This window comes from Bradyrhizobium sp. LCT2 (assembly GCF_009931255.1).
Taxonomy (GTDB): Bacteria; Pseudomonadota; Alphaproteobacteria; order Rhizobiales; family Xanthobacteraceae; genus Bradyrhizobium; species Bradyrhizobium diazoefficiens.
Window position 1 is genome coordinate 9,279,084 of the sequence record NZ_CP034432.1, and the last position, 25,954, is coordinate 9,305,037.

The 25,954-nt window shown below is 63.9% G+C and carries 23 protein-coding genes; 10 read left to right on the top strand and 13 right to left on the bottom strand.

Features of this window, described 5'->3' with window-relative positions:
* Positions 1 to 31 precede the first annotated feature (31 nt).
* Together EI171_RS43815 and EI171_RS43820 are read right to left on the bottom strand one after the other, a co-directional pair.
* Positions 32 to 3,661 carry a hypothetical protein gene (locus EI171_RS43815; RefSeq protein ID WP_161536828.1) on the bottom strand — a complete coding sequence of 1,210 codons (3,630 nt, stop codon included), beginning with the start codon at positions 3,659 to 3,661 and terminating at the stop codon, positions 32 to 34.
* A gap of 525 nt (positions 3,662 to 4,186) precedes the next feature.
* A complete protein-coding gene (locus tag EI171_RS43820) occupies positions 4,187 to 4,786 on the bottom strand; it encodes a nuclear transport factor 2 family protein (protein ID WP_028173823.1) in 600 nt (199 codons plus the stop codon).
* A gap of 183 nt (positions 4,787 to 4,969) precedes the next feature.
* Here EI171_RS43820 and EI171_RS43825 point away from each other — a divergent pair, with 183 nt between their 5' ends.
* Entirely contained in the window at positions 4,970 to 5,761 is a 792-nt protein-coding gene (locus EI171_RS43825) for an energy transducer TonB (RefSeq protein WP_161536829.1), read from the top strand.
* Positions 5,762 to 5,830: 69 nt separating this feature from the next.
* Here the strand turns inward: EI171_RS43825 and EI171_RS43830 are convergent, their stop codons facing one another.
* Positions 5,831 to 6,637, bottom strand: a complete 807-nt coding sequence (locus tag EI171_RS43830; protein WP_038966151.1) for a response regulator — start codon at positions 6,635 to 6,637, stop codon at positions 5,831 to 5,833.
* A 228-nt stretch (positions 6,638 to 6,865) separates the two neighbouring features.
* On the opposite strand from EI171_RS43830, the gene EI171_RS43835 reads away from it, so the two are divergent.
* Together EI171_RS43835 and EI171_RS43840 are read left to right on the top strand one after the other, a co-directional pair.
* Positions 6,866 to 7,099: a NepR family anti-sigma factor gene (locus tag EI171_RS43835; protein WP_028173820.1), complete on the top strand. Its 234-nt coding sequence runs from the start codon at positions 6,866 to 6,868 to the stop codon at positions 7,097 to 7,099.
* A complete protein-coding gene (locus tag EI171_RS43840; RefSeq protein ID WP_011090521.1) occupies positions 7,099 to 7,647 on the top strand; it encodes a sigma-70 family RNA polymerase sigma factor in 549 nt (182 codons plus the stop codon). Before EI171_RS43835 ends, EI171_RS43840 begins: the two co-directional genes overlap by 1 nt.
* A 94-nt stretch (positions 7,648 to 7,741) precedes the next feature.
* Here EI171_RS43840 and EI171_RS43845 read toward each other — a convergent pair whose 3' ends face one another.
* The 8 genes from EI171_RS43845 to EI171_RS43880 all read right to left on the bottom strand — a co-directional run bounded on the left by EI171_RS43845 (position 7,742) and on the right by EI171_RS43880 (position 16,998).
* Entirely contained in the window at positions 7,742 to 8,440 is a 699-nt protein-coding gene (locus tag EI171_RS43845; RefSeq protein WP_011090522.1) for a nitroreductase, read from the bottom strand.
* Between the two features lie 124 nt (positions 8,441 to 8,564).
* Positions 8,565 to 9,809: an acyl-CoA dehydrogenase gene (locus tag EI171_RS43850; protein WP_161536830.1), complete on the bottom strand. Its 1,245-nt coding sequence runs from the start codon at positions 9,807 to 9,809 to the stop codon at positions 8,565 to 8,567.
* Positions 9,810 to 9,947: 138 nt separating this feature from the next.
* Positions 9,948 to 11,192, bottom strand: a complete 1,245-nt coding sequence (locus EI171_RS43855) for an acyl-CoA dehydrogenase (protein WP_161536831.1) — start codon at positions 11,190 to 11,192, stop codon at positions 9,948 to 9,950.
* Positions 11,193 to 11,311: 119 nt separating this feature from the next.
* Positions 11,312 to 12,439 carry an acyl-CoA dehydrogenase family protein gene (locus EI171_RS43860; protein ID WP_161536832.1) on the bottom strand — a complete coding sequence of 376 codons (1,128 nt, stop codon included), beginning with the start codon at positions 12,437 to 12,439 and terminating at the stop codon, positions 11,312 to 11,314.
* 156 nt (positions 12,440 to 12,595) lie between these two features.
* The gene (locus tag EI171_RS43865) at positions 12,596 to 14,467 is read right to left on the bottom strand and encodes an AMP-binding protein (RefSeq protein ID WP_028173816.1); all 1,872 of its coding nucleotides are present in this window, start codon (positions 14,465 to 14,467) and stop codon (positions 12,596 to 12,598) included.
* Between the two features lie 43 nt (positions 14,468 to 14,510).
* A complete protein-coding gene (locus EI171_RS43870) occupies positions 14,511 to 15,317 on the bottom strand; it encodes an enoyl-CoA hydratase/isomerase family protein (protein ID WP_028173815.1) in 807 nt (268 codons plus the stop codon).
* 196 nt (positions 15,318 to 15,513) lie between these two features.
* Positions 15,514 to 16,272, bottom strand: a complete 759-nt coding sequence (locus tag EI171_RS43875) for an SDR family NAD(P)-dependent oxidoreductase (protein ID WP_161536833.1) — start codon at positions 16,270 to 16,272, stop codon at positions 15,514 to 15,516.
* A 66-nt stretch (positions 16,273 to 16,338) separates the two neighbouring features.
* Positions 16,339 to 16,998: a TetR family transcriptional regulator gene (locus EI171_RS43880; RefSeq protein WP_202633077.1), complete on the bottom strand. Its 660-nt coding sequence runs from the start codon at positions 16,996 to 16,998 to the stop codon at positions 16,339 to 16,341.
* Positions 16,999 to 17,155: 157 nt separating this feature from the next.
* Here EI171_RS43880 and EI171_RS43885 point away from each other — a divergent pair, with 157 nt between their 5' ends.
* On the top strand, positions 17,156 to 18,328 hold the full coding sequence (locus tag EI171_RS43885) for an acetyl-CoA C-acetyltransferase (protein WP_161536834.1): 1,173 nt from the start codon (positions 17,156 to 17,158) through the stop codon (positions 18,326 to 18,328).
* A 190-nt stretch (positions 18,329 to 18,518) separates the two neighbouring features.
* Positions 18,519 to 20,063 (top strand): acyl-CoA synthetase, encoded by a 1,545-nt coding sequence (locus EI171_RS43890; RefSeq protein WP_028173812.1) that lies wholly within the window; start codon positions 18,519 to 18,521, stop codon positions 20,061 to 20,063.
* A 43-nt stretch (positions 20,064 to 20,106) separates the two neighbouring features.
* On the opposite strand, the gene EI171_RS43895 is transcribed toward EI171_RS43890, so the two are convergent.
* The gene (locus EI171_RS43895) at positions 20,107 to 20,649 is read right to left on the bottom strand and encodes a methylated-DNA--[protein]-cysteine S-methyltransferase (RefSeq protein ID WP_060908868.1); all 543 of its coding nucleotides are present in this window, start codon (positions 20,647 to 20,649) and stop codon (positions 20,107 to 20,109) included.
* A 134-nt stretch (positions 20,650 to 20,783) separates the two neighbouring features.
* Here EI171_RS43895 and EI171_RS43900 point away from each other — a divergent pair, with 134 nt between their 5' ends.
* Together EI171_RS43900 and EI171_RS43905 are read left to right on the top strand one after the other, a co-directional pair.
* Positions 20,784 to 21,602, top strand: coding sequence for an alpha/beta fold hydrolase (locus EI171_RS43900; protein WP_161536835.1), 819 nt, complete (start codon positions 20,784 to 20,786; stop codon positions 21,600 to 21,602).
* A gap of 2 nt (positions 21,603 to 21,604) precedes the next feature.
* A complete protein-coding gene (locus tag EI171_RS43905; RefSeq protein WP_161536836.1) occupies positions 21,605 to 22,417 on the top strand; it encodes an alpha/beta fold hydrolase in 813 nt (270 codons plus the stop codon).
* A 67-nt stretch (positions 22,418 to 22,484) separates the two neighbouring features.
* Here the strand turns inward: EI171_RS43905 and EI171_RS43910 are convergent, their stop codons facing one another.
* Complete coding sequence (locus EI171_RS43910; protein ID WP_011090535.1) at positions 22,485 to 22,943, bottom strand: carboxymuconolactone decarboxylase family protein; 459 nt, start codon at positions 22,941 to 22,943, stop codon at positions 22,485 to 22,487.
* Between the two features lie 99 nt (positions 22,944 to 23,042).
* On the opposite strand from EI171_RS43910, the gene EI171_RS43915 reads away from it, so the two are divergent.
* The 3 genes from EI171_RS43915 (at position 23,043) to EI171_RS43925 (ending at position 25,771) form a co-directional block, all read left to right on the top strand.
* Positions 23,043 to 23,912 carry a sigma-70 family RNA polymerase sigma factor gene (locus tag EI171_RS43915; RefSeq protein ID WP_161536837.1) on the top strand — a complete coding sequence of 290 codons (870 nt, stop codon included), beginning with the start codon at positions 23,043 to 23,045 and terminating at the stop codon, positions 23,910 to 23,912.
* 239 nt (positions 23,913 to 24,151) lie between these two features.
* Positions 24,152 to 24,829, top strand: a complete 678-nt coding sequence (locus EI171_RS43920; RefSeq protein WP_161536838.1) for a GntR family transcriptional regulator — start codon at positions 24,152 to 24,154, stop codon at positions 24,827 to 24,829.
* 141 nt (positions 24,830 to 24,970) lie between these two features.
* Positions 24,971 to 25,771, top strand: a complete 801-nt coding sequence (locus EI171_RS43925) for a phytanoyl-CoA dioxygenase family protein (RefSeq protein ID WP_028173807.1) — start codon at positions 24,971 to 24,973, stop codon at positions 25,769 to 25,771.
* Positions 25,772 to 25,954 lie beyond the last annotated feature (183 nt).

Below are 25,954 nucleotides of genomic sequence, written 5' to 3' on the forward strand. Positions count from 1 at the left end.
GCTGGCATCAGCGGGTGCGTATCCTGAGCCTCTACACGATCATGAAATTCGATGCGTGCAATTGGCTGATCGCGGTATCAACGAAGTCAATGGACCCTGCGTTAGAACCGCTCCCCAGCGCGAGCAGGGTCCCGCCGTGTCCATCGTTCCTAAGCGCGCTCATGATGTCGGCGACGGAGTGATAATCGCCCACACCGTTCGCAAGAGCGACGATTCCGAGCGTGTCATTGCCAAATCCGGAGATCGTATCGACCTGGCTGCTGGAATTGACGGAGACGGTCAGACCCGTGCCGTGATCGATGATGTCGACATGGGCCGGGCCATTGATGATCGCCTGATTGCCAAACCCGACAAAGTTAAACTGGTCTGACCCGCCATTGACCGTAATGACGTCCTGGCCAATTTGGTTTGTCACATTTGCCTGGGACCCGTTGAGCACCACGTGATTGGCAGCTCCGCCAAGCATGATTGTATCGTGGCCCGCGCCAGCAACGACGTTGTCCGATCCGCTGCCGGCCATGATCGTGTTCGTTCCCGAGCCGACGGTGATCTGGTTTCCCATCCCGCCGAGATTCACGGTGTTGTTGCCATCACCGAGAGTAACGCTGTTGGCGCCATCTCCACCCGCAACGACATCATTGCCATTCCCCAGCATGACCGTGTTGCCATATCCGGAGAGCGTCACCCGGTCGTTGCCATTGCCGGCGGTCGTTTGGCTTGCACCGTCACCGGGATGGACAATATCGTTGCCGTTACCCAGCGTGATGACGTTCCCGTATCCGCTGGCGTCGATGGTGTCATTGCCGTTGCCGAGCGCAATCGTCGTGGCGCCTGTCGATCCCGTCACCGTAACATTGCCGTTGCCGCCGGTGACGTGGTTGACGATCCCCTGCAGATAGACGGCGCTGTCGCCGCTCGGCACATCAACCGTACCGTATAATCCGGCGTAGATCGTGTCGCTGCCGCCATTGCCGTGGATGGTATTGAACATGCCATAGGCGTGGATGATGTCGTTGCCCGTCGTACCCTGAATGATCGCATAACCGGAGGCCGGGCCGTCGATCGTCGTGGTACCGGCTTGATGCGTGTCCGTGACAGAGGTGTTGGTGTCGCTGACGGTCAAGCCGACGCTGCTTGTGTCGCTCAGAGTGAACGTGGTCGTTACGCTGCCATCTCCGTGCGGCGAGGCTACAAAGGTGAGGGCGTGCAACTCGGCGGTCAGGTTGGCAGCGCTGGTTGCCGCCAGCTCGTAGGTTCCGTTTCCAAGCGAGATCAGTCCTGACCCGGACAGGATGCCAGCCGCACCTGCGAGCGTGATGATCAAGCTGTCCGTTGCCGCTGCGTTTGGATCCGTGATCGTTACGGTCGCGAATGGATTGATAGCAGCTTGGTTGCTGGTCGCTTGTCCCGATACGGCTCCAGCGATGGCCGGCAAGGCCGCGGCTGTCAGCAGAATGCCGCCGGAGCTGTCTTTCGCGATGCCGAAACGCGTGACCGAAGTATCCGCCAGTGTAAAGGTCTCGCTGGCCGCACCGTTGCTGACCGTGAGCTTCGAGCCGGATACAGTCACCGTTGCGCCGCTCGTATAGGACAGCCCGGACAGGTCGATCTGGTCACCGAGCGCAATGCCCTTGATCTGGCTTGCAAAGGCCGATGAGCCCGAAACCAGCTTCTGCTCGATCTTGAGCGTGCCTTGGCCGGAGAAGGTGATCGCGTCGTCGGAAATCGCGCCGGCCTTGAGATCAAGCATGCCGCCGGCGATCGTGGTCGCGCCGGCAATGCCACCCGCTTCGACGAGCTCTGTGGCACTATTGTGAATTGTCGAAGCGTTCGCGGCGCCCTGATCGAGCACATCAAGCGTGCCGCCGTTCAGGATAGTGGAGGTGACGATGCCGCCGTCCGAGACGGAGAGGCTTCCTGAGTTGAGGACTGTCCCGCTCGCCGCGCTGGCGTCGACCGCGGGCGCGCTCGGGTCGTTCGTAGGGTCTGCAACGGATCCCGAAACCGTCATCACACCACCATTGATGATGGCTTTCTTGGCGATCCCCGCCCCGAACAGGTGCAATTGGCCGCCGCTGCCGACAACGGCAAAATCGACTTCGCTTCTGAAGACGATGCCGTACGGGCCTCCGGGAGGATAATAGATCGTCTCTCCCGAAGCGTTGATGACACCGCCCGAGTTGACGACAGTGCCGCTGGCAAAGCCCCCGTTGGTGAGATTCTGGACACCCCCGCCATTGACGGTGGTTGACGTCACGATGCCGGTATCGACGTCCTGCTCGGCGCCATTGTTGACAGTGGTGTGATCGGCCCGCCCTGGACCCGGCGCATCGTGCAGGTAAATGCCGGCGACACGTTGGATACCGCCCGTGTTGATCGTGGTGTAGCTCGCGGTGGATGCAAGCCCGACATCCTGCTCGCCGCCATTGATGACCGTGTTGCTGGCGGTGGCCCCTAAGTCGTAGTTTCCCAGGATCTGCTTACCGCCCGCTGATATCGTCGTGTTCGTGGCCGTACCGAACACCTTGAACAAGATGCCGTCCGATACGGTGAAGCCGTTTTCCGTGTAGCCATAGTCGGCAACAAACGTTGCGCCACTCTGGAAGGTCGTGTTGGACAGCGTCGCGCCAGCTTCAGCGATGAGCGTTGCGCCCGCGGAAATGACACTGTTACTGAGCACGCCACCATCCAGGACGGCCAGCGTCACGCTCTTCGGGACAGTGAATCCGTTTTCAATCGTGCCGTCGCCGATCTGCAATGTGCTGCCGGCGTTGAAGACCGTGCCCGAAAAATCGGCGTTACCAAGCACAACAAGCCCGCCATACTTATTGACGGTCGTGTTGATCGCCGTCGCGCCCGCGGACAGCACCATCGTTCCGTAATTGATCGTCGTGCCCGTTGCCGTGCCACCTGCATCAACATTCAGCGTGCCGAAGTTCTGGAGTATCGTGCCCGACACCAACGCTCCGTCCGACACCGTTAGTGTTCCAAAACCTTCAACGATGGTGCCGGTCGCCATACTGGCGTCGACGGCCGGCTGGCCGGGGACATTGGCGAACGGATCCGGGATCGATCCCGAGACAGTCATGACGCCGCCGTTGACGATGGCGTTCACTGCGGTCCCGCCGCCAGTGACGTCGAGCTCGCCCTGGTAGTTGATGGTTGCAGCGGTCGCCACGCTTCGGATCACCGGCTCCGGGTACACGGGCGCCGTTTCCACAGTTTCACCCGAAACCCTGAGAACACCGCCAGAATTGACGATGGTGCCGCTGGCGCTGCCGCCATTCGTCACGTTCTGAACGCCACCGGAATTGACGGTCGTCGTCGTTGCGATGCCCGTGTCGACGTCCTGCTCGCCGCCGCCATTGATCGTGGTGTGATCGACCTCACCCGGGGTTGGACCTTCATGGATATATTCGCCCGTGACACGCTGGACGCCGCCCGCGTTGATGGTCGTGTAGCTGGCGACGCCGTCAAAGACGACGTCCTGTTCTCCGCCGTTGATGACAGTGTGGGTTGCCGTGCTCGTTGCGAAGGATCCGCCGACCGTCTGCAAGGCGCCGGCCAGGATCGTCGTGCTATCGACGGAGATGCCGCCACTGACATCCATCGTGTCGCCGTCATGGAGCGTCATGCCACTGGCGGGAGGAATAACCGTCATACGAATGCTCCGCGTTCGGTGCTTGGAAAATCAAACGAGCAAAGCAAAATCATGCGACGACCATTCAACCTAAAACTGCGCTAGCTGAGAATGCCTGTCAAGCAGACCCTATTTTTCAATGAAGATTTTGAACGGCGTCTTGCGCGTTCTCTGCTGACAATGCCGTGACGCGCGCGCGCGCGAGTATTGCCGGATGAATTTATCAGCAGCGTGACGAAAATTACGGCGACCACGCGCATTCAAGATTTGCGCGAGGCATCCGCGTGAGAAGCCGATCATAGCGCATCGAAAGTTCCGTTATCGTTCCGCGCTACGCTGGCCACTCTCGGAGCCTCTACGCAGCGGCAACAGGCTATCATCGCGATGCGTGGCGGCATCTGCCGCAATGTTTCCCTCGCACCGGCTCTGCCGCAACGATGATCGGCAACCCAAGCTTCCTGGAGAGCTCATCGGCAACGATGCGCAACAAGATATCGACAGGAGCCGCCCGGCACAAAGCCAGTCGCGCTTGCTCTGGTCTGGGGCTTACTTCGCCTTCCCCGCCAGCCACTCCCGCCCCTCGCCGTAGAGCTTCTCGACCTCGGCACCGGTGAGGCCCGGCATGTCGCGCTTCACCTTGTAGCCGATCAGCTCCTGCATGTAGGCGAGATGGCGGTAGCCTTCGGGCAGCGCGGCGAGCGCTTGCTGGTCGAGGCGGAGCGTCGCGGCGGGATCGACCGGGTCGATCCGGTCCTTCTCGTAGATCGGCTGGCGGCGGACGATGCCCCATTTTCCCTGCCGCTTCTCCAGGAAATCGTAGAAGCGCCCGGTGCAGACGACGTCGCAGAGCACGTCGTGCACCAAAGCGCGCTGCGAGATGGTCATCTTGGTCTGCGCAATGGCGTGCTCGCCGGACAGATCGATGCTGGTGCCGCCGAGGAAATGCAGGATGCGCACGCCCTTTGCGAACCCCTCCTGGCTGACGCGGATGAAATCCCGCGCCGGCCCCTGAAACCAGGTGGCGGACATCCAGCCTTCCTCGTGCCAGACGGTCGCAAACCGCTCCCAGTCGCCGGCATCCCGCCAGACCGCCCAGTTTTCGACGAGGTCGCGGATGGCGAGACGATCGAGGAGTTGCGGGTCCATGGTACGTCTCTCCGGGCGGCTTGAGGCTGCGATGGATGTCATCGGCCCGACGTATCAACGGGGCAATTGGGTTGCCGTCAAGCGCCCGATGCTTCACCACCGTTCGAATTGCCCACAGCGAGAGAAACGCGATACGAGCAACGAGCCTTGCAATCAACCTGGCCGCGACTAATATCCGCACCGATGCAGATGAAATTCCCTTTGTTGGCCGCGTTTCTCGGATTACTCGCGGTTTCCCCCACACACGCGCAAACAGATTTGCAGACCGAACGCGCGACGGCCTGGAAGGCAAGACTGTCGGCGCACATAGCCGGCTACCGTCAATTTCCGGCTGAAGCACTGGGGCAAACCGGCGAGGCCAGGGTCACATTCGTCATCGACCGGTCCGGCAGGTTGATCTCACAGGCTCTGGCCGTGAGCACCGGCTCTCGGCCACTCGACGTTGCCGCGCTGCAGATCGTCGCTCGTGCCCAACCGTTTCCGGCGCCGCCTTCGGAGCTCAAGGATGAGTCACTCACGTTGACAGTGCCGATTGTCTTCAATGGCCGTCAATTCCAGCTGCAACCTTCCGGGCTAGTGCTGAGCAGGCCCGGTCCTGTGCTCACGGAGGCGGATGCCATGGCCGCCTGGCGGAAGGTGGCCACCGAACATGTCTGGCGTCACAGGGTGTTTCCTTCGGAGGCGATGGGTCAGATAGGCAATGCTGGCGTCACATTCGTGATCGACCGCTCGGGCAAATTGATCTCGCACGCTTTGGTGGAAAGCACAGGCTCCCCGCCCCTGGATGCAGCAGCTCTCAAAATGGTGGAGCGAAGCGAACCATTTCCGAAGCCGCCTCCCGAGGCCAAGGACGACCTCCAGCGGATTACCATCTTCATGACTCTCGACGGCGTGCAACGCTTGGTCGAGCCCGGGCCGTGGGCGGACGAGGCCAAATTGAAGGCCAAGATCAACAGCGTCTGCCGAGGTTGTTGAACAGGGTATCGGCAAACAAAAAACGGCGCGCCTTGCGACGCGCCGTCTTCTTGTTCGATACAGCTCTTCTTACGCCGCGGGCGCCTTGGGCGTGCGGTTGCGCGAGTTGCGCTGGAAGAACAGCGCCTGGCTTGCCACCGCCGACACCATCGCCGGCTGGAACGGCTTCGAGATCAGGAACGCGGGCTCCGGGCGCTCGCCGGTGAGGAAGCGCTCCGGGTAGGCGGTGATGAACACCACCGGCACCTCGAAGGTGCGCAGCAATTCGTTGACCGCGTCGAGCCCCGACGAGCCGTCAGCGAGCTGGATGTCGGCGAGGATCAGGCCGGGCCGCCTGTTCTTGGCCAGCGCCACGGCATCGGCATGCGTGCGCGCGACGCCGACGACGTTGTGGCCGAGATTCTTCACCAGGCTCTCGAGGTCCATGGCGATGAAGGTCTCGTCCTCGATGATCAGCACGTCGGTGGCGATCTCCGCCGCCATCTCGCGCCCCGCTGCGTCCGCAAGCCGCCGCGTCTCGGCGACATCGGTGCTGAGGATGAAGGCGACCTCCTCTTCCGAAAATCCCTCGAGCGAAAGCAGCAGGAAGGCCTGCCGCGGCAGCGGCGTGATGTTCGACAGCCGCCGCTCCGGCGGCATCGGCAGGGTGGTCACCTCGGAGTCGTCGTTGACGGAGACGGAATTCCAGATCTGGGTGAACAGCCGGAACAGGCCCGCGCGCGGGCCATGGCTTTCGTCGAGCACGGCGGGATCACCGAGCATGGCTTCCAACATGGCTGCGACATAGGCGTCGCCGGAAGCCTGGCTGCCCGTCAGGGCGCGTGCATACCGGCGCAACAACGGCAAGTGTTCAGCGACAAGCTGTGAACGGGACATCCCCACTCCATTCATCTTCGGACCGACCTTAGAGAAGACTTTAGAGACATCACGAGGGGAGGCCCGGGTTCCCCTGCTGGGGCTGACTACGCCTCAGGGCAAGAAAAGTTCCGCAGCCGGCGGAACTTTTTCTCGAACCTGGAATTGTGCCTATCCAGGGAACGGCTCCCGGTTGAGGAAACTTCTCGAATTTACAGTCACTTAACTCGGGGAAACGTGGAACAGGTCATGAAAGATCTCAAGTCTCAAGCCAGCAAAAGCACGACCCCCGGCAAGGGAGGGCTCACTCCGGAGATCCAATCCCGGATCGGGCATCAGCTCCGCGCCATGTACGACGACGTCGTACGGCAGGGGGTTCCAGATCGGTTCGCAGAACTGATCAAGAAGCTTGATGCGCCGGGAGCGACATCCCAAGTGGGAAATGAGGGCGGATCCAACGACAACAACAATGGGAGGGATTAATGCCTCTCACGGACTCCCTGCGTAACGACATCCTCGCGGCCGTGCCAAGTCTGCGCGCGTTCGCGATCTCGCTCAGCGGCAACGCCGACCGCGCCGACGATCTGGTGCAGGAAACGCTGTTGCGCGCGCTTGCCAACATCGACTCGTTCCAGCCCGGCTCCAACCTGCCGGCCTGGCTGTTCACGATCCTGCGCAATCTGTTCCGCTCCGACTATCGCAAGCGGCGGCGCGAGGTCGAGGACGCCGAGGGCAATTATGCGAAGACGCTGAAGACTCAGCCCTCGCAGAACGCGCACCTCGAGTTCGAGGAGTTTCGCACCGCGCTCGAGAAGCTTCCGCAGGACCAGCGCGAAGCGCTGATCCTGGTCGGCGCCTCCGGCTTCTCCTATGAGGACGCGGCCTCGATCTGCGGCTGCGCGGTCGGCACGATCAAGAGCCGGGTCAACCGTGCACGTTCGAAGCTCGCCGCGCTGCTCTATGTCGACGGCGCCGAGGATTTCGGGCCCGACGAGACCGTGCGCGCCGTGATCGGCGGCAGCGGCGGATAGCGGCACGCGTCAACCGGACTGAGACGACAAGCATGAAGGCGGCCGTTTCCGCGGCCGCCTTGATGCGCGCGTGAGTATCGGGCGTGCCGCCCGATCACTCGTCCACGAATGTCACGGTGTCAGCGACGCTCGCCCGCGAGGTGCGGTAGCTGTTGACCTTGTGGGCGTGGTCGGCATAGCCGAACGAGATGCCGCAGACGACGCGGCGGTCATCGGGCAGATTGAAGTGACGGCGGATCAGGCCGGAGTGGCGCGCCAGCGCGGCCTGCGGAATCGTGCCGAGCCCGAGCGCCTGGGCGGCCAGCATGAAATTGGAGACATAGGCCCCGCAATCGATCGCGCCGTAGATGCCGAGCGGCTCGTTGGTGTGGATGACTGCGACATGCGGCGCGCCGAAGAAATTGTAGTTCTCCAGCGCCTGCCTGGCGTAGCCGCTTCTGTCGCCGCGGGGAATCCCGAGCGTGTTGTAGAGCTGAAAGCCGCTCTCACGGCGGCGATCGAGATAGACGCCGACATATTCGCGCGGCGGGGTGAAATCGTAATCGTCGCCGAGTCCGCTGGAGGCTTCCTTGTAGATCAGCCGGCGAAAGCGCTCCTTGGCCTCGCCGCTGGCGATGATGACCTGCCAGGGCTGGCTGTTGCACCAGGACGCGGTGCGCTGCGCGGTGGTCAGCACGTGCTCGATGGTGGCGCGATCGACCTCTTTGGGAAGGAAAGCGCGGACGGAGTAGCGCTCGTTGAGCAGCTCTTCGAGCACGCCGATGCGGTTATTCTGATTCACTTTTGCGTCCATTGATCAGCTCGCATTGTTCTCTTCGTAGGGTGGGCAAAGGCGCCATAGCGCCGTGCCCACCAACAGACCTACCTCGGCGCACCTGCATATGGTGGGCACGCTTCGCTTTGCCCACCCTACGATACTAGCGTCCCTTGGTCGGGATCTTGTTATACGGCACGTCCTTGTCGACGCGGATGTCGCCCGGCAGGCCCAGCACGCGCTCCGCGATGATGTTGCGCAGGATCTCGTCAGTGCCGCCGGCAATGCGCATCGAGGGCGAGGACAGCAGCATTTGCTGGAACTGGCCCTGCACCGTCTCCTCATCGCTGCCCGTGAGAACGCCGGCCGCACCCTGGAGGTCCATGGCGTAGGTCGCGATGTCCTGGAGCATCATGCCCGAGACCAGCTTGCCGATCGAGTTCTCCGGACCCGGCTGCTCGCCTTTCGACAGCGCCGAGATCGCACGGTAGCTGGTATATTTCAGCCCGCTCGACTTCACCGCCCAGCTCGCAAGCTTCGAGCGCACCGCGGGATCGTCGATGGCAAGCCCGTCCTCCAGCATCAGGTTCGAGCAGAACTCGAACATCTCAGGCACGCCGGTCGCGAGCCGCGAGCCGATCGACATGCGCTCGTTCATCAGCGTGGTCAGCGACACGCTCCAGCCCTCGCCGACGGCGCCGAGCCGCTGGCTGTCTGATATCACCACGTCGGTGAAATAGACCTCGTTGAACTCCTGCATGCCGTTGGCCTGCTTGATCGGCCGCACCTCGACGCCCGGGCTCTTCATGTCCAGGAAGAACATGGTGAGGCCCTTGTGCTTGGGTACGCTCGGATCGGTGCGCGCGATCAGAAGACCGAAGTCGGAATAATGTGCGCCCGAGGTCCAGATCTTCTGGCCGTTGACGACCCAATTGTCGCCCTTCTTCTCCGCACGCGTGCGCAAGCCCGCAACGTCAGAGCCGGCCGAGGGTTCAGAGAACAGCTGGCACCAGATCTCCTCGCCCGAGGCGAGCTTCGGCAGATGGCGACGCTTGGCGTCCTCGCTGCCCCAGGCCATCACGGTCGGCCCGCACATGCCTTCGCCGATCTGGAACGGCTGCGTCAGCTTGCCGTAGACGCCCTCCTCCTGCTGCCAGATCACGCGCTCGATCGGCGTGGCGCCGCGGCCGCCATATTCCTTCGGCCAGTGCAGGCAGGCCCAATTGCCCTCGAACTTCTTCTTCTGCCAGGCCTTGCCGACATCGACGATGTCATGCTTCGCAAGCCGGATGCGACCGAGCGAGGATTTTGACAGCTCGGCATGCAGCTCCTTCGGCGCGTTGGCCTCGACCCATTGGCGCGCGGTCTCGCGGAATGCGGCTTCCTGCGGGGTATCGTCGAAATTCATGGCGGCTTCCTTTTCCTAGTCATTCCGGGGCGCGCAACGCGCGAACCCGGAATCCAGAGGTTACTTACGCATCTCGAGATTCTCAGATGTGCAATTGCACATCGTAGTTCGGCTCTTCGAGCCGCCCCGGAATGACGGCTAATTCCTTCCCTTGGTCGGGATCTTGTTGAACGGCACGTCCTTGTCGACCCGGATATCGCCCGGCAGGCCCAGCACCCGCTCGGCGATGATGTTGCGCATGATCTCGTCGGTGCCGCCTTCGACACGGGTGCCCGGCGCACGCAGCAGCATGGCCTGGAAACGGCCGGCGAGTTCGGCATCCTCGCCGCTGACCACGCCGCTCGCACCCTGCAAGTCCAGTGCGTAGGTCGCGACGTCCTGGATCATCGAGCCCGCCACCAGCTTGCCGATCGAGTTTTCCGGTCCCGGGCGCTCGCCCCTCGACAGCGCCGAGATCGCGCGCATGCTGGTGTAACGCAGACCACTCGCCTTCACCGCCCAGTTCGCCAGCTTCGAGCGCACGGCGCGATCCTCGATCGCCGGACCGTTGTCCAGCATCAGGCTGGAGCAGTACTCGAACAACTCCGGGAAACCGGTCGAGACGCCCGCGCCGATCGACATGCGCTCGTTCATCAGCGTGGTCAGCGAGACGTTCCAGCCGTCGCCGACCTCGCCGAGGCGCTGATGGTCGGGAATGCGGACATTGGTGAAATAGACCTCGTTGAAGTCGGAGGCGCCGCTCGCCTGCTTGATCGGCCGCACCTCGACGCCGGGGCTCTTCATGTCCAGGAAGAACATGGTGAGGCCCTTGTGCTTGGGCACGGTCGGATCGGTGCGGGTAAGCAGGATGCCGTAATCGGAATAATGCGCGCCTGATGTCCAGATCTTCTGGCCGTTGATGACCCATTCATCGCCGTCCTTCTCCGCCCGCGTGCGCAGGCCCGCGACGTCGGAGCCGCCGGCGGGCTCGGAGAACAGCTGGCACCAGACCTTTTCGCCGGAGGCGAGCGGCGGCAGATAGCTGCGCTTATGCTCCTCGCGCGCGAACGCCATCATGGTCGGCCCGCACATGCCGTGGCCGATGATGAACATATGGGAGAGTTTTCCGAACGGCCCCTCTTCCTGCTGCCAGATCACGCGCTCGATCGGAGAGGCGCCGCGGCCGCCATACTCCTTCGGCCAGTGCAGGCAGGCCCAGCCGGCATCGGCCTTCTTCTTCTGCCAGGCCTTCGCGACCTCGAGAATGTTGGCGTTCTTGAGCTGGGTGCGGCCGAGCGAGGATTTGCGCAGCTCTTCCTCGTACTGCTTCGGCGCATTCGCCGATATCCAGGCACGCGCGGTGGCGCGGAATTCGGCTTCCTGGGGGGTGTCGTCGAAGTTCATGGTGCTGTTCTCTCTGTCATTCCGGGACGCGCGCAGCGCGAACCCGGAATCTCGATGCTATTCACTCATCTCCGGATTCCGGGTTCGCCGCGTTGCGGCGCCCCGGAATGACGACAACATCAAGCCGCGTTCTTCTTGCGCATGCGGTCGATCAGCTGGTCTTCCCAATAGGACAGGCTGCCGAGGGCCAGCGCCATCGCGTTCGCCCGGCGGTAGTACATGTGGCAGTCGAACTCCCAGGTGAAACCCATGCCGCCGTGCACCTGGATGTTGTTCTTGGCGCAGTGCTGGAACGCCTGCGTGGCGCTGATGCGGGCGGCGGCGGCGGCTTCCGGCAATTCCGATGCATTGGTCGAAAGCGCCCAGGCGCCGTAATAGCTGTTGGAGCGCGCCAGCGTCGCCGAGACATACATATCGGCCAGCATGTGCTTGACCGCCTGGAACGAGCCGATCTGACGGCCGAAGGCAATGCGGTCGAGCGCGTAGTCGCGGCCCATCTCCAGCGCGCGGTCGGAGCCGCCAACCTGCTCGAAGGCGCACAGCACGGCGGCACGGTCGAGCACCTGGGTGAGGATGCTCCAGCCCTCGCCGGCAGCGCCCAGCGGCTCGGCCTTGCAGTCCTTGAAAGTGATCTCCGCCTGGCCACGAGTCGGATCGAGGTTGGTCAGGCCTTTCACCTCGACGCCGCCGCCCTTGAGATCGACCAGGAATAGCGAGATGTCGCTCTCACGCCCGCTCGAACCCGTGCGAGCTGCAACGACGGCGAAGTCGGCGATCGCGCCATCGGCCACAGGCTTCTTGACGCCGTTAAGCACGCCATTCGCAGCAGCGAGCTTGATGGCCTTCGGCGACGGATTGCCCTTGCCCTCGAACAGCGCCAGCGTCCCGATCGCCTCGCCCGAGGCAATTGCCGGCAGCCATTTTTTCTTCTGCGCGTTGCTGCCGGCGATCAGCAGCGCTTCGGCGGCGAGATAAACGGTCGAGGAGAACGGCACCGGCGCGTTGGCCCGGCCCATCTCTTCCGCGATCACGCAAAGCTCGAGATGGCCGGCGCCGGCACCGCCGAATTCCTCGGGGATTGCGACGCCGAGAAATCCCATTTCGGCGAGCCCCTTCCACAGCTCCTTGTCGTAGGGCGCCTTGCCGTCGAGCACGACGCGCACCGCCTTGGGCGGGCATTTTTCGGTGAGGAATTTGCGCGCCTGATCGCGGAGCTGCTTCTGGTCGTCGGAGAAGTCGAAGTTCATGGCGGGCTACCTTTGTTTATTCGTTGTCATTTATTGCCGTCATTCCGGGGCGCGCGGAGCGCGAGCCCGGAAATCCATATCCACCAGCCGGGGTTATGGATTCCGGGCCTGCGCCTCTCGGCGCATCCCGGAATGACGAATGGAGAGAGGAGTGTTTCATCGCAGCACGACCACATCCTGATCCGGCTTGTCCGCATAGAGCCGCTCCACCAGCGCGGCGCGGCGCTCCAGGCCGGCGCGCTGGTTGATGTAGCCCTTGTCGGTGAGCTCATTGCCGTCGATCGAGGGCGGCTCGACCATCAGCATGGCGCGCGCGATGATGCGGCTGCTGGCGCCTTCGCACTCCTTGTTGTGCGTCTCCAGACCGCGCCTGAAGCAGGCGATCACCTCGGGATGCTTCACGGCATCCTCAAAGCTGAGATCGGGATTGCCGACGAGCTGGCGGCAGGCATGCAGGTTCGGCCAGGCGAGCAGGCCGATGAAGGCGCGATCCTGCCCCGCGACCAGCGCGTCATGCACGACAGGCGTCGTGGCTGCGATGGTGTCGGTGCGGAGCGAGCCGACATGGACGAACGTGCCGGTGGTGAGCTTGAAGTCTTCGACGACGCGCCCGGCGAAGATGATGCCCTTCACCGGATCGGCATCGTCGACAAAAATGCCGGCATCGCCGATGCAGTAGAAGCCTTCCTCGTCGAACATCTTCCTGGTCAGCTCCGGCTGGCCGAAATAGCCGGGCGTGACGTTGACGCCGCGCAGACGCAGCTCGTATTTCGAGCCGCACGGCACCATCTTCAATTCGACGCCGGGGAACGGCAGGCCGATCAGGCCGACGCGCTCGGTGTCCCAATAGGTGCCGGTCGAGGTCGGCGCAGTCTCGGTCGAGCCCCAGCCGGTGTAGAACACGATCCGTTCGCCGGTGGTCTTCACCGCGAGGTCCTGCATGCGGTCGTAGAGATCATCAGGCAGCCGCGCGCCGCCATAGGCCATGATCGACAGGTTCTTGAAGAAGGAGCGGCAGAGCGCATCGTCCTTCTCCATGGCAGCGGCAAGCGCGGCGTAGCCGGCCGGCACGTTGGCGTAATAGGTCGGCGAGATCTCGCGCAGATTGCGCAGCGTCTCCTCGAACTGGCCCGGCATCGGCCGGCCGTCGTCGATATAGAGCGTGCCGCCATCGACCAGAATGGGATGGAACGCCGCATTGCCGCCCATCGTGTGGTTCCACGGCATCCAGTCCAGCATGGTCGAGATCGGACCGCCCGGATCGCGCGGCCGCACCTGCATCATCATCGCCGCATTGGCGCACATCATCGCTTGCGTGTTGATGACGGCTTTTGGCATGCCGGTCGAACCTGACGTGAACAGCAGCTTGCCGACGGTGTCGGGCGTGATCCTGGCAATCGACTCCTCGACGGCGGCGGTCACCGGCGTTGCCGCAAGCTCGGCAAAGCTGACGCTCTTGATACCCTCGCAGGGCCGCAAGACGTGAACGACGGTGACGCCGGTGAGGTCGATCGCCCTCAGTGCCTTCTCGAAGGTCGGGCCGTCCTGCACCATCACCACGGCCGGCTTGATCAGGTCGAACAAATATTTCAGCTTGACGTGATCGTGGCTCATCAACGAATAGGCCGGCGACACGGGAGCCGCCGGAACGCGCGTCTGCATCGCGGCCTGCGTCATCAGCGCATGCTCGATCGAGTTGCCGGACAGGATCGTGACCGGGCGGCCATCGAGACCGAGATTGAGCAGGCCTTGCGTCAGTGCATCCACGGTGCGCTTGGCTTCGCCGTAAGAGACCTTCCGCCATTCGCGGTTCGGTCCGCCGCGCTGGGCGAGCCAGATGCGCTCGGGTGCTTGCGTCGCCCATTTCGCCAGCGAGGCCGGGATGTGCTTCTCGTAAGGTTGCAGCGGAATGCGCGACTTCAGCACCACCGTGCCGTCGCCGCGGCGCTCGACGTCGATGTCGCGTGCCAGCCACTCGACCTTGCGAAAGGCGGGCTTCGTCATCACCGCCGCCGCGCTGCCACTCATTTTGCGTCTCCCGGAATTACTGTCCTTTGCGGATCTTCGTCGTTCAGCGCCTGATATAGACAGGCTTTCGCTTCTCAAGGAAGGCCCTGATGCCTTCCGAAAATTCCTCGGATCGGCTGCACAGGACCTGATTGCGGTCCTCCATCGCGATCGCGGCTTCCAGCGATCCGGCATCGACGCTCATGTTGAGACATTCTTTCGAGAGGCGAAGCCCCACGGGCGAGGCCGTGATCATCGCATCGATGTAAGGCTCGGCAGCGTCATCGAGCTTGTCTTCGTCTACGACCTCTGAGACGAGACCGACCGCGAGCGCCCGCTCGGCGCCGATGAAGCGTCCCGTGAGGATCAGCTCGGAGGCGACGGAGACACCGACGAGGCGCGGCAGGAAATAGCTGGTGCCGATGTCGCAGCCGCCGAGGCCGAGCTTGATGAAGGCGCAGTTCATCCGCGCCGATTTCGTCGCGACCCGGATGTCGGAGGCGAGCGCCAGCGCAAAGCCGCCGCCCGCCGCCGCGCCCTGCACCAGCGCCAGGATCGGCTGCGGACAGCGCCGCATCAGCATCACGATGTCGGCAATGCGGCGCTGCGAGTCCAGCGACTCGGTGACGCCGGGCGGCTCCTGCTGCCCGGCACGGCGCGCCATCGCGGCCTTGAGATCGAGGCCCGCGCAAAAATTCTTGCCGGCGCCCTTCAGCACCACCACGCGCGTATCGCGGTTGCGCTGCAGCCCCTGGAAGTAGGCGTTGAGCGCATCGATCAGCGCTGGATCGAGCGCGTTGAGGCTGTCAGGACGATTGAGCGTCACCCGGTCGACGCCGTCGTTGTGCTCGATCAGCAGCGGTTGGGACATGCGCGATCTCCTTCATCCGCAACGATGGTGCCGATTGCTGCGCCCTCTCCCCTTGTGGGAGAGGGCATGTACGTCGCTCGACGCGCATTCGCTCGGGTGAGGGGTCTGCCTCCACAGATGAGATCGCGGAGCGAACCCTTCATCCGTCGCGCTACGCGCGCCACCTTCTCCCACAAGGGGAGAAGGGAAGAGAGCTCTACCGCGGCGCCATGCGGATGGCGCCGTCGAGGCGGATGGTCTCGCCGTTGAGCATCGGGTTCTCGACGATGTGCACCGCGAGCATGCCGTATTCATTGGCATCGCCGAGGCGCGCGGGATGCGGCACCTGGGCGCCCAGGCTCTTGCGGGCCTCTTCGTTCAAGCCCATCAACAGCGGCGTCAAGAACAGGCCGGGCGCGATGGTGTTGACGCGGATCTTCTGACTGGCGAGGTCGCGCGCGGCTGGCAGCGTGAGACCGACGACACCGCCCTTGGAGGCCGCATAGGCGATCTGGCCGATCTGGCCTTCATAGGCGGCAACAGAAGCGGTGTTGACGATGACGCCGCGCTCTTCGCCGATCGGCTCGGCGGTGACGAGGCGCTCGGCGAACAGCCGCAGGCAATTGAAGGTTCCGATCAGGTTGACGTTGATGATGCGCGCGAACTTTTCCAAGGGATAAACGCCGTCGCGGCCGACGATGCGCTGCGAGCCGCCGATGCCGGCGCAGTTCATCAGCACGCGGGCAACGCCATGCGCGGCTTCCGCCTTGGCGATCGCCGCCTTGATCTGCTCCTCGCTGGTGACGTCGGCATGCAGCGCGACGCCCTTCACCTCGGCCGCGACCTTCTCGGCGTTTTCCTTGCTCTGGTCGATCACGCCGATCTTGGCGCCCTTGGCGGCCATCGCGCGGGCGGTCGCGGCACCAAGGCCCGAACCACCGCCGGTGATGAGAACGGCTACGTCTTTCAACTGCATCGTGAGCTACCTTTCCTCTACCTTTTCCTTGGGCGTTTCTTCTCTGGACTTGAAGCTTCGGCCGGATCATCCGGCAGCAGCAGCCTCCTCGGCTTGCGTGAGGATGCCGCCGCAGATCAGCGTTTCCATGTGCTTGATGTATTGCCGGCAGACTTCGTCGGTGACCGGGCCGACGCCGGTCGCGCGGGACATCGCGTGCCGGCCGAAGAACAGATGATCGCAGGCGCCGATCAGGCTGGTGTAGAACAGCACCGGATCGGTCCGGCGGAATTCGCCGCTGCTGACGCCTTCGGCGAGCAGGCGGCGATGAAAATCCAGCAGCGGCGCGACGAAGAATTTCGAGACTTCGTCGGCAGAGCCGGCAACGCTCTCGTGCAGGAGATAGTGGATCAGCCGATTCATGTAGGGGAACCGGTGATAGGCGCGGATGATGCCGCCGATATGCAGCTTCAGCTTCGCGGTCGGCGTGATCGGCTGCGCCAGCAGATATTCGAGATTGGACAGCTCCGTCCCCGCATCGCGCTCGAGCAGCGCCAGCAGCAGGCCGTCCTTGTTGCCGAAGTGATATTTGACCAGCGCGGCGTTGGCGCCCGACTTCTGGGCGATGTCGGAGAGCGAAATCTCGATCGAGGAACGTTCGATCATCAGCTCGCTTGCGGCCACGAGCAATTTCTCTGCCGTGGAATTCTTTCCGCTGGGGAGCTTGGTCGGTACGCTGGTAGCCACGGAGTTCCCTGTTCTCGCCGCTTGAAGCGGGGCGCAGATAAGCCCAAGCAGCGCCTCATCACAAGAGTTAATTGATCGATTGACTAAATGATGTTGCACCCTTTTAATCCGCCCCGACAACCCAACCCGATCCAGAAAAATCCAGGGAGAAACCGAAATGGCCGAGGCTTACATCGTCGCCGCTGCGCGCACCGCCGGCGGGCGCAAGGGGGGCCGCCTCGCCGGCTGGCATCCGGCCGATCTCGCCGCAAAAGTGCTGGACGAGCTGGTCGATCGCGCCAAGGTCGACCCGGCCTTGGTCGAGGACGTGATCATGGGCTGCGTGATGCAGGTCGGCGAACAGTCCAACAATGTCGCGCGCAATGCGATCATGGCCTCGAAGCTGCCGGAGAGCGTGCCGGGCACCTCGATCGACCGCCAGTGCGGCTCCTCGCAGCAGGCGTTGCACTTCGCCGCGCAGGCCGTGATGTCCGGCACGATGGACGTCGTGATCGCGGCCGGCGTGGAATCGATGACGCGCGTGCCGATGGGCCTGTCATCGCAGCTCCCGGCCAAGAACGGCTTTGGCAATTACAAGAGCCCGGGCATCGAGGCGAGGTATCCGAACATCGTGTTCAGCCAGTTCACCGGCGCCGAGATGATGGCCGAGAAGTACGGCTTGTCGAAGAATGAGCTCGACGAATACTCCTTCAACAGCCACCAGCGCGCGATCGCGGCGACGCAAGCCGGTCACTTCAAGAAGGAGATCGTGCCGCTCGAGATCACGCGCGCCGACGGCTCCAAGGATACCCACCACATCGACGAGGGCATCCGCTTCGACGCCACGCTCGAAGGCATCAAGGGCGTCAAGCTGATCGCCGAAAACGGCAAGCTTTCCGCGGCCAGCGCCAGCCAGATCTGCGACGGCGCTTCCGGCGTCATGGTGGTGAACGAGCGCGGCCTGAAGCAGCTCGGCGTCAAGCCGCTCGCGCGCATCCATCACATGACCATGACCGGCGGCGATCCCGTGATCATGCTCGACGCGCCGCTACACGCCACCAAGCGCGCGCTGGAGAAGGCCGGCATGACGATCGGCGACATCGACCTGTTCGAGGTCAACGAGGCCTTCGCCTCGGTGCCGACCGCCTGGCTCAAGACCACCGGCGCCGATCCGGAGCGTCTCAACGTCAATGGCGGGGCCATCGCGCTCGGCCATCCGCTCGGCGGCTCCGGCACCAAGCTGATGACCACGCTGATCCACGCGCTGCACCAGCGCGGCAAGCGCTACGGCCTGCAGACCATGTGCGAAGGCGGCGGCATGGCCAATGTGACGATCGTGGAGCGGCTGTAAGCTGCTTCGACACAGACGGTGTCGTCCCGGACAAGCGCGCCTAAAGCGCGCGCCGATCCGGGATCCATAGCCACAGAAGGTTGTGGTTATGCCGCGCTGGAGCTCCATCTCGTTTCAACAACCGAGGCCTGTGGTTATGGATCCCGGCCTTCGCCGGGATGACACCTTTCTTGTTGAGAGACCTACGCTCATGACCCACCCCTCCATCCACGCCCGCGCCACGCCGAACAAGATCGCTTACCAGATGGCGGGCACCGGCAAGGCGATCACCTATCGCGAACTCGACGAGCTCTCGAACCAGGGCGCACACCTGTTCCGCTCGCTCGGCCTGAAGGCCGGCGATCACATCGCACTGTTGATGGAGAACCGGCTTGCCTTCATGGAGCTCTGCTGGGCCGCGCAGCGCAGCGGGCTCTATTACACCGCGATCAGCCGTTACCTGAAGCAGGACGAGATCGACTACATCATCGCCGATTGCGGCGCCAAGGTCGTGATCACCACGCCGAAATGCGCCGACCAGATCAAGGCCCTGATCAAGGGCACGCCCGGCGAGCCGGTCTTCTACATGATGGACGAACCGCTGCCCGGCTTCCGCTCCTACGACAAGGAAGCCGCCGCGCAGCCGACGACGCCGATCTCCGACGAGGTCGCCGGCTACGACATGCTGTATTCGTCCGGCACCACCGGCCGGCCCAAGGGAATCAAGAAGGCGTTCGAGGGCAACAAGATCGACGTGCCGAACGCCTTCTTGCGCGTGCTCTGCGCCGACATGTGCGGCATGAATGCGGCGAGCACGTACCTCTCGCCGGCGCCGCTCTATCACGCGGCGCCCCTGCGCTTCAACATGATGGCGATCGTGCTCGGCGGCACCTCCATCATCATGGAGCATTTCGACGCCGAAGAATTCTTGAAGCTGGTCGAAAAGTATGAGGTCACGCAGTCGCAGCTTGTGCCGACCATGTTCGTGCGGATGCTCAAGCTGCCGGACGAGGTACGCTACCGGTACAACGTCTCGACGCTCAAGGGCGCAATCCACGCCGCAGCCCCCTGCCCGGTCGACGTCAAAGCCAAAATGATCGAATGGTGGGGACCGATCCTGATCGAGTATTACGCCGGCTCGGAAGGCAACGGCGTCACCGTCTGCAACTCGCAGCAATGGCTGGAGCATCGCGGCAGCGTCGGCCGCGCCGTGGTCGGCAAGATCAAGATTCTCGACGAAAACGACGAGGAGCAACCGACCGGCGAAATCGGCACGGTCTATTTCGCCGACGCGCCTGCTTTCGCCTATCACAACGACCCCGAGAAGACGAAGAAGGCCTACAACGCCAAGGGCTGGTCGACGCTCGGCGACGTCGGCTATCTCGACAAGGACGGCTTCCTGTTTCTCACCGACCGCAAATCCTACATGATCATTTCCGGCGGGGTGAACATCTACCCGCAGGAGACCGAGGACGTGCTCATCACCCACCCCGATGTCGCCGACGTCGCCGTGTTCGGCGTGCCGAACGAGGAGATGGGCGAGGAGGTGAAGGCGGTGGTGCAGCCGCACGACATGACGCGTGCGGGCAAGGCGCTGGAAGCCGACCTGATCGCGTTCTGCAAGGGTCGCCTCTCCGCGATCAAGTGCCCGCGTTCGATCGATTTCGAGGCGGAGCTGCCGCGCACGCCGACGGGCAAGCTGGTGAAGCGGCATTTGCGCGACAGGTATTGGCCGAAGACAACAGCGAAGATCTAGCGCTCTCTCTTACCCTCCCCCTCCCGGGAGGGTGGCGGCATCCTCAATCAAACAGGCTCGGCGTGTGGTTCACCAGCGCGCCTTCAATCTCGAGCATCTTCAGTTTGGTGACGACGCCGCCATTGGCCGAGAAGCCGCCGGGCTTGTTGCCGGCCGCCAGCACCCGATGGCAGGGCACGACGATCGGGCACGGGTTGCGGCCGAGCGCCTGGCCGACGTCGCGCGACAGCTGGACGCCACCGAGCTGCTTGGCAATGTCGCCATAGGTGACGGTCTTGCCGGGCGGGATGGTACGGGCGATCTCGTAGACGCCGCGGTTGAAATCGGGCACGCCGTCGAGATCGAGCGGGATGTCGGTGAGGTCATCCGGCTCGCCTGCGAGCAGATTCGTGATGCGGTCGATCGCCTGCTGCACCTCGGCGGTCGGCTCGGCTTCGCTGGCATCAGCGTGGCGCTGACTGATGCGGGTGCGGATCTTCTGCTCGCCGCCCATCGGCAGCTGCGTGCCGTTGATGCCGCGCGGGCCCCAGGCGACGGCGCAGAGGCCGATCCTGGTATCGAACAGGGCAAAATGCTGGTCGGTCATGGCTTGATTCCTGGCTGCGTCCTCAACGCATGCCCCCAATGTGAACTCTGACCAAATCTAGGCTTGGAAATAGTTGCGATCCACCCGGTTTCCGGGAATCTTGCACAGGAGTTCCAATTTCTCGCGAGCCCGGAATGCAACGCCTCCACGTCAACGGATACGGCATGGCCTATATAGACGTGGGTGAAGACCGAGGCCGCCCCCCGTTGGTCTGCGTGCACGGCTCGCTCAATGACTTCCGCATCTGGGGCTGCGTGCTCGGGCCGCTGACGCAGCGGCATCGGGTGATCGCCGTCAGCCTACGCCATTTCTTCCCCGACCGCTGGGACGGCGTCGGCGATACCTATTCGATCGCCCAGCATGTCCAGGACGTCATCGCCTTCATCGAGAAGCTCGACGTCGGCCCGGTCGATCTGATGGGCCATTCCCGCGGCGGACACATCTGCTTTCGCGTGGCGCAGGCGCGCCCCGATCTGTTGCGGCGGCTGATCCTGGCCGAGCCCGGCGGAGAGCTCGATGCGAGCCTCGATCCCGATTATGCCGGCGGTCCCTCGCCGCTCTTGGCGCGATTCACGGCCTCGGCGGAGAAGATCGCGGCGGGCGATGTCGACGGCGGCCTCGCCGTGTTCGTCGACACGCTGGAGGGCGCCGGCACCTGGCCGCGGCTGCCGGCGATGGTGAAGCAGAATCTGCGCGACAACGCCATGACGTTGATCGGCCAGGTCCGCGACAACCGCCCGCCCTTCTCGAAGGCGGATGCGGCATCGATTCTGATGCCGACGCTGTTCATCCTGGGCGCGCGGACCAAGGGCCTGCTGCCGAAGGTGCTGCATGCGCTCGCAGCGCATGTGCCCTATTCCAAGACGGCGATCATCCCGAACGCGACGCATCCGATGTTCGAGCAGGCGCCGCAAAAATACTCCGAAGTGGTTCTCGATTTCCTGGCGAGCTGATCATGCAAAGCTTTCGCGTCAACGGTTACGACATGGCCTATCTCGAAGTCGGGGATGGTCCGCCGCTGGTCTGCGTGCATGGCACACTCGGGGATTTCCGCACCTGGTATTCGGTGCTCGGCCCGCTGTCGAAGAGCCATCGGGTGATCTCGGTCAGCCTACGGCATTTCTTTCCCGAGCATTGGGACGCCGGCGGCGACGACTACAGGATGGCGCAGCACGTCGCCGATATGATCGCCTTCATCGAGCAGGTCAGGCCCGCACCCGTCGACCTGATGGGCCATTCGCGCGGCGGCCACATCGCGTTCCGCGTCGCACAGGCACGACCTGATCTGTTGCGCAAGCTGGTGCTGGCCGAGCCCGGCGGCGATCTCGATGCCAGCCTGCCGGTGCCCGAAGGCACGCCGGCGCATCCGCCGCTGGCGGCGCGCACGGCGCGCTCGGTCGAGATGATCCGCGCCGGCGACATCGAGGGCGCGCTGCAGAATTTCTACGAGGGCATCGAAGGCGACGGCTCCTGGCGGCGCGTGCCGGCGGCGGCGAAGCAGCAACTGCGCGACAACACGCTCACCTTCCTCGGCCAGATCAACGAGCAGCGCCGGCCCTACACGCTCGCGGATGCGCAGGCGATCAGGACGCCGACGCTCCTGATCGGCGGCGGCGCGACGACGGGAAGCCTGTCGGTGATGTGGCGCGTGCTGGCGGAGCACATCGCAGGAGCCAGGACGGCGGTGATCGCGAATGCCGGCCACTGGATGTTCGAGCAGGCGCCGCTGGAGTATGGCGAGGAGGTGAACAGGTTCCTGGCGGAGTAGCTGCTTGTTCGCCTCTCCCCGCAAGCGGGGCGAGGGAGTGCACGGCTGGTGCCTCCCTCACTTGCACTCACGCCACCTTCCACACGCCGACCGGCATCTTGATCGTCGCGTTGAGGCGGTTCCAGACGTTGATGGTCGCGATCGAGAGGATCAGCGTTGCAAGCTCGCGCTCGTCGAAATGCTTGGCGGCCTCATTCCAGATCGTGTCGGACACCGGATCCTCACGGTCGGCGAGACGGGTGACCGCCTCGGTCAGAGCCAGCGCGGCGCGCTCGGCTTCGCTGAAATAAGGCGCGTCGCGCCAGGCCGAGACGGCGAACAGGCGCTCGTCGGTCTCGCCGGCCTTGCGGGCGATCTTCGGGTGCATGTCGACGCAGACGCTGCAACCATTGATCTGGCTGGCGCGCAGGTGCACCAGTTCCAGGAGCTTTTCCGGCAGGCCCTGTTTGGTCAAATTGCCGAGAGATTGCAGAACATTCATGGCCTCGGGCAGGACCATGACGGGGTGATTCATGCGGGCGTGCATCGTTGTCGTCTCCATCTGTCGAATTTCGAAGGTTCCGGTCACATTGGCCGGATTGGCTTCGTCATGGGCATGACGGATCGAGATCCAGGAATGTGACCGATGACCCAAAAAAACTCTGAAGAAAATTTTCTCAGCCAGCAGTTCGAGGCCAACAGGGATCATTTGCGCGCGGTCGCCTACCGGATGCTGGGTTCCCGCGGCGAGATCGACGATGCCGTGCAGGAGGCCTGGCTGCGGCTCAGCCGGAGCGATACGTCCGATGTCGCGAATCTGCGGGGTTGGCTGACCACCGTGGTCGCGCGCATCTGCCTCGACATGCTGCGCGCACGAAAGTCGCGCCGGGAGGACCCGATGGGCCCGCATGTACCGGAGCCGGTCGACGAGACGCGGGAGCGCGAAGCGGAGATGGCCGATTCCGTCGGCGCGGCACTCCTGATCGTGCTGGAAACATTGCAGCCGGCCGAGCGGCTCGCCTTCGTGCTGCATGACATGTTCGCGGTGCCCTTCGAAGAGATCGCGCCGATCGTCGGGCGCTCCGTCGATGCCTCGCGCCAGCTTGCCAGCCGTGCGCGGCGGCGCGTGCAGGGCGCGCCGGTGCCCGAGACGGACCTGTCGCGTCAACGCAAGATCGTCGATGCCTTCCTCGCAGCTTCGCGCGAAGGCAATTTCGAAGGACTGCTAGCCGTGCTCGATCCCGACGTCGTCTTTCGCGCCGACCAGGCCGCGGTGCGGCTCGGTACGCTGCCGGAGATCCGCGGCGCGGATGCGGTCGCGAAGCTCTACAAGGGCCGCGCCCAGGCTGCGCGCACGGCACTGGTCGATGGCGAGATCGGTGTTGTGGTCATCCTCGGCAGGCAATTGCGCATCGCGCTGCGCGTGACCTTCAGCGGCGACCGGATTGCGGCGATCGAGGCGGTGGCCGATGCAGAAGCGATCGCGGCGATCGAGGTGGAGGTGCTGGAGCGCTAGGCCGGCCGGATGCTGATCGAGCAGGGCAACAAGAGGTAGGCGCCCAACCGGGCAAAAGCCGTTAGCGCGAAAACAACCCCATGCACAGTAGGCGGCACTAGCGATATCAATGGCTTAGCCCCCCCCGCTGACAACAGCGACTGACGCCGCGTCGGGCGGCGCTTGACGCCTTCGGCCTCCCAGAGTACCTTCGAATACGGAATTCCGTATTCCATCTAAGTGCTGTTGGAGCTGCCGGCGTGATCCCTCTCGACCCGCTCCCGAACCTGATCGACCAGGTCTATGCCCGGGTCCTGGAGGCGATCTCCGATCGCACGTTGCAGCCCGGCCAGCGCATCCGGCAGAACGAGCTTGCCGACAAGCTCGGCGTGTCGCGCCAGCCGGTGTCGCATGCGCTGCATCTGCTGCATCGGCAGGGCCTCGTCGCCGAAAGCGGCCGGCGCGGCTTTGAGGTCACCCAGCTCGATCCCGCGCGCATCCGCCAGCTCTACGAGGTGCGCGGCGCCATCGACGCACTCGCCGCCAGGCTCGCCGCGACGCGCGCCGCAAGCGACGCGGCAGGACGCGCGCGGCTCGAGGTGGCGCTCGCCGCCGGGCGCCGCATCGATCGCAAGACGCCGCTTGCCGAGCTCATCACACTCGACGTCGATTTTCATCGCGCGATCTATCAGCTCGCCGGCAATCCCGTGATCGAGGAGACCATCGCGCCGCAATGGCCGCATATGCGCCGCTCGATGGCGACCGTGCTGTCGGAGCTCGATTATCGCGACAGCGCCTGGGCCGAGCATGCCGACATCGCAGCCCACATTCTCGCAGGCGACGCGAAGGCCGCCGAACGCGCCGCGCTGGCGCATGCGCAGACGGCGGGACGGATGACCGAGGAGAGGTTGCAGGCGACGGACGAGGCGGCGGCGTAGCTAAACGCTGTCATTCCGGGGCGATGCGCAGCATCGAGCCCGGAATCCATCAGGCGGCAGAGACTGTAGATGAATGGATTCCGGGTTCGCGACTTCGTCGCGCCCCGGAATGACAAGAACAAAACAACGGGAGGACGACCCATGAGACTGTCTCAGGAGCAATTGGAGTTCTTCCACCGCGAGGGCTGGCTGTTCCTGCCCGAATTGTTCAGCCAGGAGGAGGTCGATCTGCTCGCGCGCGAGGCGGTCGGCATTTACGACGCCAACCGGCCGGAGGTCTGGCGCGAGAAGAGCGGCGCGCCGCGCACGGCGTTTGCCGCGCACCTCTACAACGAGGCCTTCCGCATTCTGGGCGCGCATCCGCGCATGATCGACCCGGTCGAGCAATTGTTCGGCGAGCCTGTCTACATGCACCAGTTCAAGATCAACGCGAAATCGGCCTTCACCGGCGACGTCTGGCAATGGCACCAGGATTACGGCACCTGGAAGCGCGACGACGGCATGCCGGAGCCGCGCGCGATGAACATCGCGATCTTCCTCGACGAGGTGATGCCGATCAACGGCCCCCTGATGCTGGTGCCGCGCAGCCAGAATGCCGGCGATCTCGAAGCCTCGCATGACCTTGCCACCACGTCCTACCCGCTGTGGACGCTGGACGAGGACACCGTGACGCGCCTCGTCAAGCAGGGCGGCATCGTGGCGCCCACGGGCAAGCCCGGCGGCATGCTGATGTTCCACGGCAATCTCGTGCACGGCTCGGCCGGCAACATCACGCCCTACCCGCGCAAGATCGTGTACCTGACGCTGAACGCGGTCTCGAATTATATCCGTACCCCCACGCGGCCCGAATACATCGCCCACCGCGATTTCGCGCCGATCAAGACGGTGGACGACGACGCCCTGCTGCGCCTTGCCCGTGCGCCGCGGCAGGCGGCGGAGTAAGCTGTCATTCCGGGGCGCGACGAAGTCGCGAGCCCGGAATCCATTTATCCGCGTCCTTTGCGGCCCGATGGATTCCGGGCTCGACGCTCCCGGGGCGCGCTTCGCGCGGTCCCGTCGCGTCGCCCCGGAATGACTGAACCTGATCGTTCGCGTCGTCCCGACCGCGATAGCACTCTTGGATGT

Coding starts and splice junctions, on each gene's coding strand:
- EI171_RS43910 (WP_011090535.1), bottom strand. CDS start 22,943: ATGCACGCCCGCATGAATCACCCCGTCATGGTCCTGCCCGAGGCCATG.
- EI171_RS43850 (WP_161536830.1), bottom strand. CDS start 9,809: ATGAATTTCGACGATACCCCGCAGGAAGCCGCATTCCGCGAGACCGCG.
- EI171_RS43885 (WP_161536834.1), top strand. CDS start 17,156: ATGGCCGAGGCTTACATCGTCGCCGCTGCGCGCACCGCCGGCGGGCGC.
- EI171_RS43830 (WP_038966151.1), bottom strand. CDS start 6,637: ATGTCCCGTTCACAGCTTGTCGCTGAACACTTGCCGTTGTTGCGCCGG.
- EI171_RS43855 (WP_161536831.1), bottom strand. CDS start 11,192: ATGAACTTCGACGACACCCCCCAGGAAGCCGAATTCCGCGCCACCGCG.
- EI171_RS43825 (WP_161536829.1), top strand. CDS start 4,970: ATGCAGATGAAATTCCCTTTGTTGGCCGCGTTTCTCGGATTACTCGCG.
- EI171_RS43835 (WP_028173820.1), top strand. CDS start 6,866: ATGAAAGATCTCAAGTCTCAAGCCAGCAAAAGCACGACCCCCGGCAAG.
- EI171_RS43890 (WP_028173812.1), top strand. CDS start 18,519: ATGACCCACCCCTCCATCCACGCCCGCGCCACGCCGAACAAGATCGCT.
- EI171_RS43900 (WP_161536835.1), top strand. CDS start 20,784: ATGCAACGCCTCCACGTCAACGGATACGGCATGGCCTATATAGACGTG.
- EI171_RS43815 (WP_161536828.1), bottom strand. CDS start 3,661: ATGACGGTTATTCCTCCCGCCAGTGGCATGACGCTCCATGACGGCGAC.
- EI171_RS43870 (WP_028173815.1), bottom strand. CDS start 15,317: ATGTCCCAACCGCTGCTGATCGAGCACAACGACGGCGTCGACCGGGTG.
- EI171_RS43860 (WP_161536832.1), bottom strand. CDS start 12,439: ATGAACTTCGACTTCTCCGACGACCAGAAGCAGCTCCGCGATCAGGCG.
- EI171_RS43915 (WP_161536837.1), top strand. CDS start 23,043: ATGACCCAAAAAAACTCTGAAGAAAATTTTCTCAGCCAGCAGTTCGAG.
- EI171_RS43875 (WP_161536833.1), bottom strand. CDS start 16,272: ATGCAGTTGAAAGACGTAGCCGTTCTCATCACCGGCGGTGGTTCGGGC.
- EI171_RS43905 (WP_161536836.1), top strand. CDS start 21,605: ATGCAAAGCTTTCGCGTCAACGGTTACGACATGGCCTATCTCGAAGTC.
- EI171_RS43925 (WP_028173807.1), top strand. CDS start 24,971: ATGAGACTGTCTCAGGAGCAATTGGAGTTCTTCCACCGCGAGGGCTGG.
- EI171_RS43820 (WP_028173823.1), bottom strand. CDS start 4,786: ATGGACCCGCAACTCCTCGATCGTCTCGCCATCCGCGACCTCGTCGAA.
- EI171_RS43845 (WP_011090522.1), bottom strand. CDS start 8,440: ATGGACGCAAAAGTGAATCAGAATAACCGCATCGGCGTGCTCGAAGAG.
- EI171_RS43865 (WP_028173816.1), bottom strand. CDS start 14,467: ATGAGTGGCAGCGCGGCGGCGGTGATGACGAAGCCCGCCTTTCGCAAG.
- EI171_RS43840 (WP_011090521.1), top strand. CDS start 7,099: ATGCCTCTCACGGACTCCCTGCGTAACGACATCCTCGCGGCCGTGCCA.
- EI171_RS43895 (WP_060908868.1), bottom strand. CDS start 20,649: ATGACCGACCAGCATTTTGCCCTGTTCGATACCAGGATCGGCCTCTGC.